The organism is Ktedonobacter sp. SOSP1-52, assembly GCF_016587395.1.
The window spans coordinates 241,940-259,015 of sequence record NZ_BNJH01000002.1; the positions used below are offsets into that span (position 1 = coordinate 241,940).

Here is a 17,076-nt window from a genome sequence, read left to right on the forward strand (position 1 = left end):
AATGGAACAACAATACAACACTGTATACTCACCGTAAGGAGCTAGACACCCCATGCAGGCAATCCGTTGGCGCGTTGGTGGCCTCTTCTGGCGACTCACCATGTCGTACGTGATGGTCACCCTCATCGCTGCCCTGGCAATTGAGTGCGCGATCACCCTCATTCCATTATTGAGGGATCTTCAGCAAGCCAACGTGTCGCCACTGCAAACAGTAGAGAAACAGGGAGCTACACGAATAGCTCCCTATATGGACAATATATCAACCACATCGGATGCGCAAGCCCTCCGCTACGCGCTTGCCATCCCGCTTTTTGATGAGATAAGCCATGATGATCCCCGGCTGACGTTCGTTGCTATTCTCAATCAAGCTGGACAGCCTCTCACTTCAACATCTTGCGCAAGCTCCCAATTGCTTTCTCTGGGCACGCAAAAGTGCGCGCAACAAACGCAGCAGAAGCTCACCACGCTGCAATCCGACGAAACAACGCAGCGCACAATACGTGAAATAACCAGCCCCAATCGTTCTTCAACTCAGGTCATTCATAGCCTTCCAACTGGCGAGTCTCTTATTGCCGTCTCCATACAGAGCCACGGCAAGCAAGCAACAGTCACACTCCTCATCGTGATCAATGGTCCCGTCGTCACGCAAAGCACACGTACCATACAACTACAACAGGTCATTTCTACATTATGGAATTACTGGCAGCCCACGGGCTTTTACTTCATCTTCTTATCTACCGCCCTGGGCACAAGCGCCGGCATACTTATCTCGCATAATCTTACCCGTCGCTTGCGTCGTATCGCTCAGGCAACAAAAGAGTGGAGCCGGGGAGAATTTCAGATGACCATCCATGATCACTCTCGCGATGAGGTAGGGCAATTAAGCAAAGACCTCAATAATATGGCAGAACAACTTCAAATGCTACTTCTGACCCGGCGCAAACTGGCTATCATGGAGGAGCGCACACGTTTAAAACGGGACTTACATGACGCGGTTAAGCAGCACCTGTTCGCGGTCCAGATGCAGCTATCAGCGGTACGAGTACTCTTTCCGAAAGACGCGAATACCTCTTATCGTCACCTCATTGAGGCTGAAAAGCTGGCCCTACTGGCCCAACAAGAGTTAGCCACGCTGATTGAAGAGCTACGTCCAGCGGGGCTGGCAAATAAGAACCTTGCTCTTGCTATTGAGGAGATGAGTCATGATTGGTCACGCCGCGCGGCCATCGCTATCTACGTGCGTATTGAGCAAGAACATCCTCTCCCGGTCGAAATTGAGCAGGCACTCTTTCGTGTCACGCAGGAGGCTCTTTCCAATATCGCCCGGCATAGCGGAGCACGTACCGTGAACCTTGAGCTGCTAGGCCAAGCACACGCGATCACCCTTACCATAAAAGACGATGGACGCGGCTTCAACCTCTCCGTTGCTCGTCAGCAGAAACACAGCATAGGACTACGAAGCATGTATGAACGCATTGAAGGCATCCATGGTATATTCTCCCTTGAGAGTACAGCTAACGGAACGTCTATCAAAGCCTATGTTCCAATACCAGCGACATCGGTAGCAACAGCATCAGAATAAGAAAGAGAAAAATACCATGAAAGAGGTAATTCGGGTGTGTATTGTGGATGATCATATCGTAGTTCGCCAGGGGGTGCAGGCTTTCTTAGCAACACAGCCCGATATTGAGGTGGTGGGGGAGGCAGGTTCGGGCGAGGAGGCTATTCAATTGGTCAGAGAGCTGGCACCAGACGTTCTTCTCCTCGATCTTGCCATGCCAGGATTAGATGGTGTGGAGACGACGCGCCGCGTGAAGCAGGTCAGCCCCCAAACACATGTTGTGGTTCTCACCTCGTATGTACAGGATGAGTATATCTTCCCTGCCATCCGCGCTGGCGCGCTTTCATACCTACTCAAAGAATCCGGTGGGGAAGAGATTGTTAACGCGATCCATAAATCCGCTCGTGGTGAAGCTATTCTCCATCCACGTATCGCTTCACGCGTAGTACAGGAGTTGCAAGGAAAACGTCAGACAGAGATCAACCCATTTAGCGAACTCAGTGAGCGCGAGATGGAAGTGCTGCACTTGATTGCCAACGGATTCAATAACGCGGCAATCGCCGAACGCCTGGTTATCAGCGAGGGGACCGTGAAGAGTCACGTCAACAACATCCTGAGCAAACTCCACCTCGCTGACCGAACACAGGCCGCGATCTTTGCCTGGCGCGAAGGCATCGTCAGAAAGTAATGATGAACTTTAGAAGGAGGAAAGAATGCGCTCCACCCCTGCGAAGTCGTGGACAAGATGCGATGAAGGTTGTTCAGGCACCAGGTATTGCGGCTGCTTCAATCCGCTCCCTGTAATGTAGAGGACAACCTCGTCATCTGGCGTAATAAGCCCGCTAGCAAGGGCGGGTTTCAGACAAGCAGATATCATAATGCTCCTTTCGGGATTTACAATGGACTAAGTACCAGGCTGTACTACTCTGAGGGGTTTCACAAAACTCAGGCATGACAAAGTACATCCTCTCATCGCATAGCTAGTTTTGCTCTTGTAACGTCAGGAGGGGCTGCGGTCAATGATGTTGGAAAAGGTTGTAGGAGGGGGTAAACAGCTTTATAAAACGTTTGGAAAAGCTCCGCTACCTCAACACGTAAACGTGTTGATACTTGATAATGCTTTCAAAGCCTTGATGGAGCTTAGGCTACAACACACAAAGCTTTTTCTTTGCTCTTGAATACTTCAGTAGAAGTACAAGCGGTAATACATATTCACATGTTAGTATGTAGATAATGCATATTTTTATGCATATTATCTTCACACATAAGTAGTTTGCTTGCTGGAATATAATAATCCAATAATAACATACTAAAATTATTATTCTCTATTATATCCATTAAGCACATGCACATTGTAAAATACTGGTAGATGTTTTAGCAATCAGCTTGAGGAGTATTTTTTTCAGGGCAGAAGGTAGCTTTATAAAAGCACGGCTATAGTATAAATAATACATCTGGGTAGAAAGCTTTACTCTTCAGGCCTAAAGAAGCTGCCCACATTCCTGTATGAAGCTGGGAGAAAACGGCGAGGAAAGGAAGAGTTCGCACTGCCTGGGGAGCCTGTCGAACGCGAGGGCTACATCCAGTAGTGATATGGTAGCGCACCTCAGCAAAGGCTCGAGTGGGGCACACACTTGTTGGCATCCCCAGACCATCACGGGTTGATGAGCCGAGAGCATGCGATCTCTCGCCAGAGCTTGTATCGCTGGAAACAGCAAGCTGAGCATGCCTTGTGTGCGGTGTTCCTACCCAAGCCAGAGCCATCTCAGACACAGCTCCAATGATGGCGGCTGACCCTTTTGATTGAAAGTCATGCTAGCTTGCGAATGTTGGCAATCAATGCCTTCGCTCTCACCTCACCTAAGAAGCCATTTCTACCCTTGAAATAGGTGGCAAAGAAAGGCGTACGATGGATACGGCCATTTCCTGGGTCCCCCCTTTTTGGCCGCTCCATCGTACGCGTTCCTTCGTCTTCCCAGGCGCTTTATGCAAGGCAACCCGATGTAAAAACATCCCCCTTCGAGTTTGACGGTAGTTGGAAGATGCGGCTATTCTGGATCTTCCACACATTCCGTGCGTAGGGAAATAGCATCCTTCGATCTGCTATGCTTTCGCCTGGTACAACGCCAGAGATGTTTCGGGATGAGGTCTGCCGCTGGCCTTGATAAGCTCGATAAGGCTCCTGACGTCAAATGGGACATGAAGAAATTCTATATTGTTCCGCCCGCCTTCAGAGGTGACAATAGCATACTCAGCCCAGGGATCGGCATGAAAGGTGTCAGCCGGAAGCATCCAGTTATACGCCAGACCAACACTACCAGGATTGACATACCAGGCATCTCCCAGCCGCCTCAATTGCTGGGTATGGGTGTGTCCTCCGCTGAAAAGGGCCGCCTCAAAACCTCCCAGGAGTGTTTGCAAAGCCTCTTCAGAAGTATTCGGCAAAATAAGATCGTCAAACGAACGAGGAGAGCCATGGAAACAGAGCAACTTTTTGTCAGCCTCCAGCGCGATCTCCACGGTGGGGGCGAACTGGTCGATAAATACCCGGTCGTCCTCTGATAATTGCGCCAGGGACCACTCCCTGACAGCCATCTGTTGAGAAGAAACCTGTTCATGCGGGCTGGTTTCTTCACCTGTGAGCAGCCAGGCATCTGCGTTGCCCATAACCACCGGACAAGCCAACTCGCGCAAACGTTGGAGCGTCTCGGCTGGCTGAGGTCCTCCCTGGATAGCATCTCCCAGGCAAACAATCTGATCAATAGAACGCAGACGAAGATCTTCCAGGACAGCATCAAATGCAAGACAGTTCCCGTGGATATCGGAAATAATGGCAATACGCATGGCATCTCCCTTTCTTACTCAGGAAACCGTTGGAGCTTCAGAAATAACATAGAGGGAAACACTTCCCGGTTGCCCTCCCGAAGCACTGTGGTTATTGCATCTAGCTGAATGATAAAAGAGGGTACCTGGCCCTTCTCGCCCAAAGTAGGCGAGTCAAAGCGGTGCTGTGAGGATCTGGCTTCCATACCATCATATTGCATGTGTCAAGAAATGCGCATCGTCCATTGTGCCGATGTTTTTTCGTTTCTGCTAGGGTATGCTCTGCATATCTTCTGTTTCTACCGACTCTTTCTGGTCAAAGGAAATGCGCATGCATATACCATTTCATGCCTATGCTCATCTATTACATACCTCTCTTGACATAATTTTCGCATCTCAGTATACTTCTACTTAGCTAATTCGACATACATCAAAATAGTGAGTGAGAGAAGGATGGGACAGGAAGAACTCAAGAGAATGCTCGATTTCTTTAAAGGGCTGGCAGACGAGAATCGGCTCAAAATGTTAGGGCTGCTCGCCAATCAGGAATACAGTGTGGACGAGTTGGCGACGCTCCTGAATTTAAAGCCCCCAACCGTTTCACACCACCTGACGAAACTGAAGACATTGGAACTCGTCGAGATGCAGGCCGAGGGGAATACGCATTTCTACCGCCTCAACACCTCCGCATTAAGTGCGGTTAATAAACTGCTTCTCACTCAGGAGAGAATGGCCTCTCTGGTTGATGGTATCGAGGGTGAGGAGTGGGAGAAGAGAGTCATTCGAGACCTGTTTGATGGAGCGCGCCTGAAGGCTGTTCCTACGAACACGAAGAAGCGGGCCGTCGTTCTGAAGTGGTTCGCCAGCCAGTTTGAGTATGGGGTGCGCTACCAGGAAGCTGAAGTCAACGAGATCATTAAGCGTCATCACCCAGACTGGGCCTTCTGGCGCCGTGAATTAGTAGGCGCTCGGCTCCTGGCGCGTGAGAAAGGCGTCTATTGGCGCATACCGGAGGAAGGGAGCGAGTCTTAAGCATGAATCTTCTGGGAAATAATCTTACGCTTATCTCTGCGGGTGTCGAGTCAGCGGAGGAACTCCTCCCGGCTTTTAATGGCGATGCGCAGTTTCTCCGTTGGAGTGGGTATTCGTCCGGAATGATGTCACTTTCCCAGGTGCGAGACGATATTCAGGAAACGTCTGCCTTGCCAGGTGGAACCACCTGGCGCATTGCTGATCGAGAGGGAAGGCTTATCGGCGTCGCTGAGACAGCTTTTCATCCTTCAGCGAATGTAGGTTGGATTGCTTTACTGATTATTCGGCGCGAATTTCAGGGACGCGGATATGGACGTGAGGTCGCTGCCCTGCTGAAAGACTACCTCTTTTCCTTCCCGGAGGTGACAGAGATTGGGTTAGGAGTGCTGGTACAGAATACTCCGGCCCAGGCTTTCTGGAAGAGCTGCGGCTATGTCCGCAACGCACGTCACCGCGATGCCCATGGTAATGACTGCTACATGTACCGCTTCCTTCGTACTACAGCTGTAACATAGCTCATACGTAGATGAAGCCAAGCGATAACTCGGCATATTCATGTGACAATATCTCATAGCAGCACAGCTTTCAGCCCCCTCTGTCAAGTGGACTCTTGCCAACCCGAGCTTCGCGGGTAGCAATCTTTGCGCGTTCGTAGACCTCGGCCTCGGTCCGTAATTGACCGATATCACGACCAAGGATAGCAGAAAGCACCCAGTCTACCACGAGACGTATACGCTTCACCCATGATGGATTGCGCACTAGGTACGTGAGGTGCCACAAGAGAAACGCCACGACGCCATCAAAAGTCCAGGGACCAAGTTCAGCAACGCCTTTGTAGTGACCGAGCAAAGCCAGGTGCCCAAGCGTGGTATAGCGGAAGGCAGGCGCAGGCTTCCCGGATTCTTCCAGGGTGATAGCCTTACCTACATAATCTCCCTGGTGAGAGGCTGCCTGAGCCGTGGCTGGAATCGGAGCACCCGTGGTTGAGTCATAGGCCCAGGAGGAATCGCCGATCACATAGACCTCTGGATAGCCAGGAATACGTAGGAAATTATCGACCTTAATCGCACCATTCCTCGCTTGCGGCACGGCCAGTTGACGTACCACCTCTGGAGCAGTGATGCCTGCCGCCCAGAAGAGGATGCGAGCAGGAATGGTTTCGTGAGTTGTCTCTACCGCCTTTTCGCTTGCCGCCGTAATCGAACGTCCGGTCAGTACAGTGATGCCTTCCTGTTCAAGTACAAAGTGAACCAGATTGGAGGTCTGGGGCTTACTGGTGGGAAGAACACGTTCTGAACGCCCAACGACAACAATACGTACTGAGGCATCGACAAGCCAGGGATATTCTCTAAACAATCCAGCATGCAGGTAGTCATGAATAATCGCCGCTAGCTCTACCCCGGTATCTCCCGCCCCTCCAACGACAAAGGTGAGCCAGGACTGACGCTCAAAGGGGTCAATGGTGCGATGAGCAGCCTCTACTGCATCCACCAGGCGATTGCGCAATAGTAAGGCATCTGAGGGGGTGTAGAATGAAATCGCATGGGCGCGTAAGCCAGGCAAATCAGGCACAGAGGTAGAACTGCCCAGAGCAATCACAAGCCTATCATAAGGACGAATACCAGCGGAGGTGTGCACCTCTTTGCGTTGAAGATCGATGCGCTCAATTTCTGCATGCAGAACATGAAATCGCCTGCCCCGCTGAAAATCTCGAATGGGGACCACCACATTGTTAGGACTGATGCGACCATTGGCCACTAACCACAGAAGCGGCGTAAAAAGCATATCATTGTCACGATCCACGACCAGAACACTACACATATCTTGTTGTCCAAGTTCCCTATCAAGCCGAAGAGCGGTCGAGAGTCCACCAAAACCACTTCCCAGTATGAGGATGCGCAGACGTGCCTGGCGATAAGCATCCTCCGTCTCACTTACATGGATACGTTGATTTTTACCATGTCTCCTCCAATATCTGCCCGCGAAAACTGCTCCAGCGGTTATAGCTGCAATGAGATTTAGATATTTTCGCATTTTCAACTCCTCAGCATACACTCAGCAGATGTCTATTCCAGCTTTCATCTTACGTTTACGCCACGCCACAAGCTGAAGTGAGACGATGGTGTGATCATGGCCCATCTTTGTGGAGTTGATCAAGAGAGACAAAGGAGCGGAGGCAACTCGCAAGTTTGCCTATGCTTTGAGCATAGAATTTGCCTTGTAAGTTATGCAGAGAGCAGTTTATTCTAAAGAGGAAACAACACGCTTTTGTGATATCTGAAATCAGGGGAATTTCATGCCTGCTCGTTCTTCTGTCGTCGAATCACGCACTAATAACGGTGACTTCGGGAAATTCTGGACGGGACAAACGATCTCGACCTTGGGAAGTTCGTTTACCAGCTCCGCTTTACCTTTGCTGATTTTCAAGCTCACTGGTTCTTCTCTTTTCCTCGCCTTAACACTCACTGCCACTACTCTCCCGTATCTTCTCTTCGGTCTGATTATCGGGGCCTGGGCGGATCGAATTGACCGCAAACGCTTGATGGTAGTGACAGATATCATTCGTGCACTCGTGGTTGCTTCTCTTCCGTTTGGTGCTCTCCTGGGATTCCTCTCCGTTTGGTGGATCTATGTCGTCGCGTTTCTCCAATCTACCATGAGCATCTGCTTTGATGCCGCAAATTTTGCCGCGATCCCGAGTCTCGTTTCTCAAGAGGATCTTGTGACAGCGAATGGACGTATTCAAGCTGGATACTCGACAGCCAAAGTTATCGGACCGCTTTGGGGGGTCTGTTGATTGTTGTTGTTGTTCCTCTTCCTCTACTCTTCTGCATTGATGCCGCATCGTTCCTTCTCTCTGCCGGTTCTCTTTTGCTCATCCACACCAGTTTTCAGAGCAGTCCTAGTGAGCAGAAACCTCCAACAAGTCTACGCCAGGACGCGATCGAGGGTCTACACTACGTGTTGAAACACCCAATCTTATCCCGGATCACATGATAGAGGGAGGATTGACAGCTCTGACGGCTCTGACACACTCATATTGGGCCTTACTGCTGTTATGGACATTGCGTGGCGGTGCAGACATTCTCTTTCTGAGCTTGCGATATTTGGCATAACGAGTCGCTCCAATGGCGTATCCATAGAGTAGGCTCAATGTTGCTTCCATCTGTGGAGCTTGATATGTAGATGGATAGGAAACATATTCCTGCGGATTGCGGTAAATGCACGTTCCCTGTGCCGCAACAGGCGGGGTGAGAGTATCAAGAATGGTGATATCGAGTCGGTTGTAGAGAGGATAGTCCCTGAAAAGGACAGCGTAGCCGGTATTGCCGGATTGAGGATGGAATGGATACCAGACGAAAGGCTCTCCAATCATATTCATGATTGAGGCAAGGTCTTTCATGGTTGTATCAAAATCAGTTAAAACGACATGCATGTCAATATCAGAATAGCCATCATGCTTATTCTGTTCCATTGAGCCAAATATATACACCTTTTGTATCTCTGGACGCTGTATAAATGCTTGAAGAGTCGCGGCATATAAATCTTGAAGAGAGTTGTGCATCAAGTTCTCCATTCTTTTAACATGAGTGAGCGCCGCCAGGATAATCGAGAAAACCGCCATTATCTAAACTTCTCTTTTTAAACAGTCTGTTGCAAAGAGGCGAGATAAGCAGCCAGGGTAGCGACTCCCTGCCCGATTGGGGGAGATAGTGGGTAAGTCAGTAACTGGCTCAACCATATGATGAGAAATGTGCGATGGATTGCCCAGATGACCCCAAAAGAGAGATGTCGATAACGTATTATGCCAATCGAGAAAAAGACATTTTAAACGCTTCATGTTTCCTTACTGTAGCTTCTTCATCAAGAGAACTTTTTTGTTAGTCTATCTTGTTCTTCACATGTTCGCAAGGTTATACTGGAGGGGCGACGGTCGCAGATGTAGGTGTGGGCGGTGGTCATTATAGCAAGCTTCTAGCCAGCCGTTATATCGGGCAAAAGTAGAAGGAGAGCAGAGCCAGGGAAAGATAATCCAGCGCTGTCGGGCTGCCTTTCCCTGGCTAATAAAGAAACGGATTGGTATAGACTCATCAGGCTTGCAAGGCGAATCTAAGGGGTTAAGTATTTTAAAACCTGTGACTATGCGATATACTGAAGTATCAATGCATGCAAATGTTTGATTATGGAGTAGCCGCGTACGCAAGGAGCGAGCTCGCTCCTTGCGTACGCGGCTACTCCATACCAGAGCGAGCGCCGCAGGCGCGAGAAGTCACGTACAGTATGTGCATATCGCATTATCTATCCAAGGAGCGAAAACGTTGGCAGACCTATCTCACATTCAGCGCATCCGCGAGCAGTTGCCCGCGACATCAAGCAATATTTATCTTAATACTGGCACCTTTGGTCCCCTGCCCACTCTGTGTATCCAGGCCGTTCAGGACCACTTTGAGCGCGAGTTGCGGGAGGGACGTATTGGAACCAAAAGCTTTGAGAATACGGGCAACACCTATAAGCGGGCGCGCCAGAATATCGCGCGCCTGCTCAATGCCGGTGAAGAAGAGATCGCTCTGACCGATAACACTGGTGAGGGCCTCAACATCGTCGCCAATGGCATTAACTGGAAGGCGGGCGACGAGGTCATCACCACCGATCACGAGCATATCAGCGCCCTGGCCCCACTCTACCAGCTCCGCGACCGCTATGGCATTACCATTCGCTTCGCAGAACTGGGCCTGCGCGCCGACCGCCCAGTCGACGAGGCTATCGCACCGCTCATCAACGAGCACACACGCCTGATCCTCATCTCACATGTGACCTGGACCACGGGTGCCGTGCTCGATGTACGCGCCGTCAATCGCCTGGGGCACGAACACAATATTCCCGTGCTCATCGATGGCGCGCAATCTGCCGGGGCCATTCCCCTGGATATGAAAGGACTTGAGGCCGATTTCTACGCCATTCCCATGCAGAAGTGGCTCTGCGGTCCCGAGGGCACGGGCGGGCTCTTCGCCAGCCGTGAGGCGCTCAAGCATATCACCTCGACCTACGTCGGCTACTGGTCGGCCAAGAACTTCCACGGCGATTGGGCCTTGATCGAGAGTGCGCAGCGCTTCGAGCTGGGTGGCAGGCAGACAGCAGCTATCGCGGGCCAGAACGCCTCCCTGGAGTGGTTTGAGCGTGAAGTCGGGCATCAGTGGATGTTCGAGCGCATCAGCCAGCTCAACAGCTACGCGGGCCAGGCCCTGCAAAGCGTCCCCGGCCTGATCCTGCTCACACCCACGCCCGGCGCCAGCGGTCTCCTCTCCTTCACTATCGAAGGCAAGTCCGACGAAGAGATCGTCACCGCCCTGCGCGAGCGCAACATCTTGATCCGCAACATCCCCGAAACCCGGTCCCTGCGCATCTCCACCGGCTTCTACAACACCGAAGAGGAGATCGACACACTGGTTAAAGCGTTGCTGGAGCTGTAGAAGGGCGCTACTGACGTACGCACCCTACGCCATTGTTGCCTGGTGAATGGGGGGATCTCCCATACCTGGGGTCCCGCCAACATGTTAACGAAAATATACGCTAAGCCCTGAATCGAGTCCGGCTTGGCGTTTTTTCTTACTCCAAGCTGAAACAGAGCGAAAATTCCACTTTAGGGAGAGCAATATTACATTCCTTCGACGGTTCTGGAATTTTCCTCTACTTTCACAGACATGTAAACATCTATGAGATCCTCACTTTCAACTTTAAAACCAAACCGTTCATAAAGACGTCTAGCAGAACTTCCTTGTAAGACATTTAATGTTACACGTTTTCCTTTTACATAATTTTGTTCAAGCAGATTTTTTAATACTTGACTACCGACCCCTTTACCTTGGTAATTGGGATGAATATAAAAATGTTCCAATAAATAACCATCTAACGTCGGTTTAAAAGCTATGCAGCCAACAAAAGAAGAATCTGCCTCAATGATCCAAGTATGAATTGAGTCAAATGTATTACGGAAGCGTTGACGAACCTTCTCTTCATCAAATCGCCCTAATCTAGTTAAATCATTATATAGTACAATTGCCCGTAAATTAGCAATTGTCTCAACATCGGAATTTTGGGATTGACGAAGAGTAATTTGTTTCATCTGACGTAACAGCTCCTTATTCTTTTTTTAAGATAACAGAAGGGTTGAACCCCCTTAAAATCATTGAAATAATTTATTCTTACCTCTGGTGAAATCCAGCATAGAGGCGTACGTCGGTAGGATCCGGCTCACCAATTCAGACCTGATCGCGTGATGCCTTTGGTTCGCCAGATACTGCTGCTACAATTTCGTCAGTTGAGCGAATGCGACCCATTCTCGGCAAGATATAGGTACAAGTATGCCTATGTTCTTCTTCTGAATACGCATTCATAGCATCGGTTGCAAATACCTGGTTGTAGCCATGCTGATAGGCTTCACGAGCGGTGGTCTCAACGCCAATATTGGTCGAGATACCACAGAGGACAATCGTATCGATATTCCGACGACGGAGCTGAAGATCCAGGTCGGTACCAAAGAATGCTCCCCATTGATGTTTCGTCACCAGATGGTCCAATGGGTGAGATCCCAGCGCTGGAAGAATATCTGACCAGTCCTCCGGTTCTTCAGCCAGTGCATGGGGAAGTAGTGTGCTGAGTAGAGGATCAGTAATCGGATCTAAAAAATCTTTACCATCAACTGAAGCAACACGCACAAGAACGACAAAACTTTCTGCCTGTCGAAATGCATTGACCAAACGCGTTGTTTGACTCACTACTTCCTGGATGGGATGGGGCTGGCTTTCCCAGGAGAACACTCGTTTCATTATATCAATGACAACCAATGCTGTCCTGTTCGGGTCTAGCTCAAAAGACATGGGAAAATCTCCTTCGCGTTTCTTCGAGACCGATTGCGTCGGCCTCGAACTCTTGTATTGTAACATGAAAGAGAGAGCATTATGGATTAAGGTAAGGGCTAAAACTTACCATTTCTAACACCTAGAACGTCAGATGGGACATTTCAATGAGTGAAGTTGCTTTTTTTCAGACCGCCATCACCAGGATAATATGAACACGAAGCCCTATTAGAGGCTGTTCGTTTCAGCGTGGCCTGGCGGCTTGCCTGGTTCTTCTCGCTCCTGGCAAAAGACACGACAAACGAATGGGTTCAGGGTGCCTTGAGACGCTGGCAGCGCTGGTATGCCATTAGTGAAGACATTGCACGCCTGGCCCATGAAACAATAGGCCGGAGTGGTTAGCAGATTTCGTACAAAGTATTTCTGGTTTAAGGTGTGGGACGTCCTGCCAGCCCGCGGGCTGGCAGGACGTCCCACACCTTAAACCAGAACAGGTTATTTACCGTTCGTGGACGGCGACAGCCTCTTCGAGGCGGATGGAGAGCATGCGCGAGACGCTGTCGCGCATGGAGACGCCGTAGATGACCTGGGCCGCGGTCATGGTGACGCGGTTGTGCGTGATGACGATAAACTGAGTCTTCTGCGCCAGTTGCCTGAGAATGTCGCAGAAGCGCGCGACATTGGATTCGTCGAGTGCGGCATCGACCTCGTCGAGGAGACAGAAAGGCGGCGGATTGATCTCCAGAAGGGAGAAGAGCAGCGCCGCCGAGACCAGCGCGCGCTCACCACCCGAGAGCAGCGAGAGGTCTTGCACCTTCTTTCCAGGTGGCTGGACAATTACCTCGACACCAGCGGGCATGCTCGTGGGCGGGGCCGAGCTAATGCCCTCCTCTTCGCTGCCCTTGGCACTGATCAACTCCAGGCGGGCGCTGCCACCGTTGAAGAGGGTGGTAAAATGCTCGCGGAAGCGGGCGTTGACAGCCTGGAAGGTGGCCTCAAACTGCCGGGCCATGGTGGCGTCAAGCTGATCAATGATGGTGCGGAGCTGGAGCGCGGCTTGGTCGAGGTCCGTGATCTGCGAGGTCAGGAACTCGTAGCGCGTCTTCGTCTCCTCGTAGAGTTGAGGGGCATTCTCGTCACAGCCGCCCATGGATTTGAGACGGCTGCGCAGGGCGTCTACGCGCCGCCGTAGCTTGCGCAGGTGCGCCTCCTCCTCTTCGGTGAGACTCCCATCTGCCTCTGGCGCGGCGGGATGGTTCCCGTTGGTGCCTGGCGTAGACTCGCTCTCGATACGCTCGGCCTGCCGCGCCAGTTCCTGGGGATCTTCGATGCCCATCTCGTCACGCAACTGTTCGAGTAAGGTCTCGATGGCATCGCGCGCCTTCTGGCTGTCGAGCAGGGCCTTACGATAGACGCCCTCTTGCTCACTCATCTCGCGCTGCATACGATTGCGCTGCTGCTCGATACTGGCGATCTGTTGCTCAACCTGGGCCAGTTGTCCCTCGACCTCATGTAGCTGCGTCCGCTGCGCCTTGGCCTGGATACGGGCCTGCTCCAACTGCTGGCGCTGGTCCTCGATGCTCTCATGCAACTGCTGCTGGCGTTGCTCAAGCTCTTTGGCGCGCGCCACCTGTTGGCCAATCTGCGCCTTGAGATCCTGGGCCTGTGTGTTCTGCTGCGCGAGCTGCTGGCGCAGGGCCTTGGCCTCCTGGCGCTTGACCGCGAGGGCTGTGCGCGCCCGGCCTAGCTCATCCTGCTGGCGACGATAGGAGGTGGCCCGCTCCTCCATCTCGTACTGCAACTCCTCCACCAGGCCAGACATCTCACGCTGCTTCTTCTCATGCAATTGAACACGTTCCTGGCCCGCCACGACCTCTTGCTCCAGACCCGCGACTTCGGCGGCGAGCTGCTGCTCAATGGAGGCTGAGAGCCTGATCTCTGTCTGTGAGCGCTCCTGATCGCGCTGGGTATTCGTCACAATCTTATTCTGCTCATTAGCACGAGCTGAGAGCTTCTGGAGCTGCTTATCGAGGGCGTTCTGCTCGACACGTCGCCCCTCCTGGGCGCGCTGCACCTCGCTGAGCGAAGCATTAAGGCCATCGAGCTGCTCCTTCTGCTCTTCGAGTTGCTGGGGAAGCTCGCGCAATTCGCGCTCATAGGCAAGTAGCCCTTGCTGCGCGCCGCCCTTGCTCGCGCCACCGGAGAGCCAGCCATCCACGTGCAGGACATCGCCCTTCAGCGTGACAATGGAGGTGAAAGGAAGGTCACTGACGGAGGAGAGACTCAGGGGGAGCGCCCAATCCAGAAGTTCGCGCGCGGCATCGAGGTCCTGCGCTATGACGACGCCACGCAGCAAACGCGCAAAGAGGGGCTGGTAGCGTGCCTCACATTGGACCAGTTTCGCCGCGAAGCCCTTGACGCGCGCTTGCAACTCGGGCTTCTGCGCCAAAAAGCGCTGTAAAACAGCCTCTTCGACCTGGCCCTGGATGCCGCTGACCTCCAGGCCTCCCTCGTCTTCACCATCACGCTCCAACCAGACGATCATGGCCTTACCACTATTAGAGCTTTGTAGGTACTGCTGGCACCCCAGAGCATTATCTAATGTCTCCACCACAACGGCCTGCATGTAGGGTCCCAAAGCGGCCTCCAGGGCCTGCTCCATCCCCTCGGGGACAACGCCCAGTTGCGGCACCGGGCCAAGCATGCCATTGAGCTTACCAACGGGGGCGCGCAGGAGGGCGCGGACGCCATCGCTATAGCCACTCAGGCTCTGGCGCCAATTCTTAAGCATGTTCAGGCGGTCGGAGATCGTGCGGCGCTTGCGCTCGGCGTCCGCGATCAAGCCTTTGAGCCGCTCCATCTCCTGCTGCCCCTCGGCGATGGATTTGGCGATGCTCTGCTTCTGCTGCTGGACCTGCTGCTCTTCGTCACGTACGGCCTGCAGACGCGCCCGCTCCTCGACGAGCTTTCCTTCAAGAGTTCGCAGCGTCTGCTGGGCCTCGGCGATGGTATTGCGCCGGGCGGCCAGGGTCCGGTTGCGCTCGCCCACTTGCTTCTGTAAGCGTCCTAGCTCGGTCTGGCTGGAGCCCAGGCGTGCCTGGACCTGGACGAGATCGTTCTGTGCAGCCCTCAGACGGCGCTCATCCAGCTCATACTCCTTCTGCGCACGCGAGACCTTCATCTCCAGGTCGGCCAGTTTCGCCGAACCCTCGTCAACCGCCTCGTCGGCCAGGTCGCACTGCTCCTCCAGGTCGATAAGCTGCTTTTGCAGGGCGATCAGGCGCTCACGCAGGCGGCGCTCCTCCTGCTGCATATCGCCACGCTGGCGCTCCAGGCCCCCGATACGTTCCTCATTGACTGCCAGGTCTCGCTCACCACGCTGGACGACCTCGTTGGCCTCGTTCCAGGCCCGGCGCAGTTCCGCGATGCGGACCTGCGTCTGCTGGCGCGTGGCACGATAGCCCATACCCTGGTCAACAACTAACTGCAAGGCCAGCTCCAGCTCGCGTACCTTGCGCGCCTGCTCCAGTTCTAGACGCTCAGTGCGCTCGCTGTTGACGCGCAGGCGCCGCCACTGCAAGGTATACCAGGCCAACAGCACCTCTTGCAGTTCGGCACTGACCTGCTTATACTCCACGGCGCGCTTCGCCTGAATCTCCAGTGGCCCCAGGCGCGGCTCAATCTCGCTAACGATGTCGCGCACCCGATCCAGGTTCATCTCCGTCTGCTTGAGGCGGTTATCGGCGTCGGTGCGCTGCACCTGAAAGGGGCGAATACCTGCCGCGTTCTCAAAGAGTCCACGCCGCTCCTCGGCGCGCAGGCTCAGCGCGGCATCGATCAGACCCTGGCCGATAACGGTATAGGAATCGTGTCCGATGCGGGCCTGGGCCAACAGTAAGAGGACATCCTTGAGACGTACCTTCTGTTTATTAATTAAATACTCGCTCTCGCCCGAACGAAACGAACGGCGCGTGACCGTAATCTCACTATAATCTGAGGGCACCCAGCCCGTGCTGTTATCAATGGTTAGTGATACCTCGGCCATACCCAGCGCCGCCTTCCCCTGTCCACCCACAAAAATAATATCGTCGCTCTTCTTTCCACGCAGCTGGCGCATATTCTGCTCGCCAAGCACCCAGCGCATCGCGTCGGCGACGTTCGACTTGCCCGACCCATTGGGTCCCACCACCGCCGTAATCCCTGGACTAAACTCCAGAACCGTACGCGAGGCAAAACTCTTGAAGCCAAGCATTTCCAAGCGTTTTAAATACACAACGCGATCCCTTCCTCCAAGAAAAGACTCTGAGAATTCACGTCGATCATACCATAGCCCGTCTATTACCGCCAAGTGTTCAAAAAATACCAGAAAGAGAGAAGAGGCGGGAGATCTTCTCTCTTTCTGGCATTCGCGGAAAGTGAGGCAAACAGTCACAGTACATGAGTGATGGGCAGGTCATCTATTGCATACCCTTACATAGCAAGCATACCCCTCCAACTAAATCATTCATCTACCTCTATACATACTGCCTGTATACTCAGTAGCGCCTCCATCAAACACAACATATTCCTGATTGATCACACTCTTCGCGACATCGTCATCTTAGATTCTAAGCCTGTCATCATAATCTTTTCCATATTACTCTGATGTTACTACTATTTTAAAGCAACCAAATAGATCCTTGATATTTGCCTTTTACGTGAGGCTGGCATATGTGGGGAAGGCTCCTTTCCAGCAGAAGCACATTGGTAAGGAAGATGAAGAGAATGGTACAATTATGGGGAAAGACGGGCTGGGACGTGGTT

General features: G+C 52.4%; 14 protein-coding genes. 7 read left to right on the plus strand and 7 right to left on the minus strand.

Going from position 1 to position 17,076, the window contains the following annotated elements; genetic code table 11:
• The first annotated feature begins 52 nt into the window (after nucleotides 1-52).
• The gene (locus JMJ16_RS16790) at nucleotides 53-1,582 is read left to right on the plus strand and encodes a histidine kinase (RefSeq protein WP_201383304.1); all 1,530 of its coding nucleotides are present in this window, start codon (nucleotides 53-55) and stop codon (nucleotides 1,580-1,582) included.
• A gap of 16 nt (nucleotides 1,583-1,598) precedes the next feature.
• Nucleotides 1,599-2,249, plus strand: a complete 651-nt coding sequence (locus JMJ16_RS16795) for a response regulator transcription factor (protein WP_201383305.1) — start codon at nucleotides 1,599-1,601, stop codon at nucleotides 2,247-2,249.
• 9 nt (nucleotides 2,250-2,258) lie between these two features.
• Here the strand turns inward: JMJ16_RS16795 and JMJ16_RS16800 are convergent, their stop codons facing one another.
• Both JMJ16_RS16800 and JMJ16_RS16805 read right to left on the minus strand, forming a co-directional pair.
• Nucleotides 2,259-2,438, minus strand: coding sequence for a hypothetical protein (locus JMJ16_RS16800; protein ID WP_201383307.1), 180 nt, complete (start codon nucleotides 2,436-2,438; stop codon nucleotides 2,259-2,261).
• Between the two features lie 1,226 nt (nucleotides 2,439-3,664).
• Complete coding sequence (locus JMJ16_RS16805) at nucleotides 3,665-4,405, minus strand: metallophosphoesterase (RefSeq protein WP_201383309.1); 741 nt, start codon at nucleotides 4,403-4,405, stop codon at nucleotides 3,665-3,667.
• Between the two features lie 432 nt (nucleotides 4,406-4,837).
• On the opposite strand from JMJ16_RS16805, the gene JMJ16_RS16810 reads away from it, so the two are divergent.
• Both JMJ16_RS16810 and JMJ16_RS16815 read left to right on the plus strand, forming a co-directional pair.
• On the plus strand, nucleotides 4,838-5,416 hold the full coding sequence (locus JMJ16_RS16810) for a metalloregulator ArsR/SmtB family transcription factor (protein WP_201383311.1): 579 nt from the start codon (nucleotides 4,838-4,840) through the stop codon (nucleotides 5,414-5,416).
• A 2-nt stretch (nucleotides 5,417-5,418) separates the two neighbouring features.
• Nucleotides 5,419-5,931, plus strand: a complete 513-nt coding sequence (locus tag JMJ16_RS16815) for a GNAT family N-acetyltransferase (protein WP_201383313.1) — start codon at nucleotides 5,419-5,421, stop codon at nucleotides 5,929-5,931.
• Between the two features lie 70 nt (nucleotides 5,932-6,001).
• On the opposite strand, the gene JMJ16_RS16820 is transcribed toward JMJ16_RS16815, so the two are convergent.
• Entirely contained in the window at nucleotides 6,002-7,450 is a 1,449-nt protein-coding gene (locus JMJ16_RS16820; protein WP_201383315.1) for an NAD(P)/FAD-dependent oxidoreductase, read from the minus strand.
• Nucleotides 7,451-7,712: 262 nt separating this feature from the next.
• On the opposite strand from JMJ16_RS16820, the gene JMJ16_RS16825 reads away from it, so the two are divergent.
• Nucleotides 7,713-8,213: an MFS transporter gene (locus JMJ16_RS16825; protein WP_201383317.1), complete on the plus strand. Its 501-nt coding sequence runs from the start codon at nucleotides 7,713-7,715 to the stop codon at nucleotides 8,211-8,213.
• 192 nt (nucleotides 8,214-8,405) lie between these two features.
• On the opposite strand, the gene JMJ16_RS16830 is transcribed toward JMJ16_RS16825, so the two are convergent.
• On the minus strand, nucleotides 8,406-9,041 hold the full coding sequence (locus tag JMJ16_RS16830; RefSeq protein WP_201383319.1) for a nucleotidyltransferase domain-containing protein: 636 nt from the start codon (nucleotides 9,039-9,041) through the stop codon (nucleotides 8,406-8,408).
• A 694-nt stretch (nucleotides 9,042-9,735) separates the two neighbouring features.
• On the opposite strand from JMJ16_RS16830, the gene JMJ16_RS16835 reads away from it, so the two are divergent.
• Nucleotides 9,736-10,887: an aminotransferase class V-fold PLP-dependent enzyme gene (locus JMJ16_RS16835; RefSeq protein ID WP_201383321.1), complete on the plus strand. Its 1,152-nt coding sequence runs from the start codon at nucleotides 9,736-9,738 to the stop codon at nucleotides 10,885-10,887.
• Between the two features lie 185 nt (nucleotides 10,888-11,072).
• Here the strand turns inward: JMJ16_RS16835 and JMJ16_RS16840 are convergent, their stop codons facing one another.
• Together JMJ16_RS16840 and JMJ16_RS16845 are read right to left on the minus strand one after the other, a co-directional pair.
• Nucleotides 11,073-11,540 carry a GNAT family N-acetyltransferase gene (locus tag JMJ16_RS16840; protein ID WP_201383323.1) on the minus strand — a complete coding sequence of 156 codons (468 nt, stop codon included), beginning with the start codon at nucleotides 11,538-11,540 and terminating at the stop codon, nucleotides 11,073-11,075.
• Nucleotides 11,541-11,676: 136 nt separating this feature from the next.
• Nucleotides 11,677-12,294, minus strand: coding sequence for a hydrolase (locus JMJ16_RS16845; RefSeq protein WP_201383325.1), 618 nt, complete (start codon nucleotides 12,292-12,294; stop codon nucleotides 11,677-11,679).
• 228 nt (nucleotides 12,295-12,522) lie between these two features.
• On the opposite strand from JMJ16_RS16845, the gene JMJ16_RS16850 reads away from it, so the two are divergent.
• Complete coding sequence (locus JMJ16_RS16850) at nucleotides 12,523-12,675, plus strand: hypothetical protein (RefSeq protein ID WP_201383327.1); 153 nt, start codon at nucleotides 12,523-12,525, stop codon at nucleotides 12,673-12,675.
• Nucleotides 12,676-12,772: 97 nt separating this feature from the next.
• Here JMJ16_RS16850 and smc read toward each other — a convergent pair whose 3' ends face one another.
• Nucleotides 12,773-16,546, minus strand: a complete 3,774-nt coding sequence (gene smc / locus JMJ16_RS16855; protein WP_201383329.1) for a chromosome segregation protein SMC — start codon at nucleotides 16,544-16,546, stop codon at nucleotides 12,773-12,775.
• Between the last annotated feature and the right edge of the window lie 530 nt (nucleotides 16,547-17,076).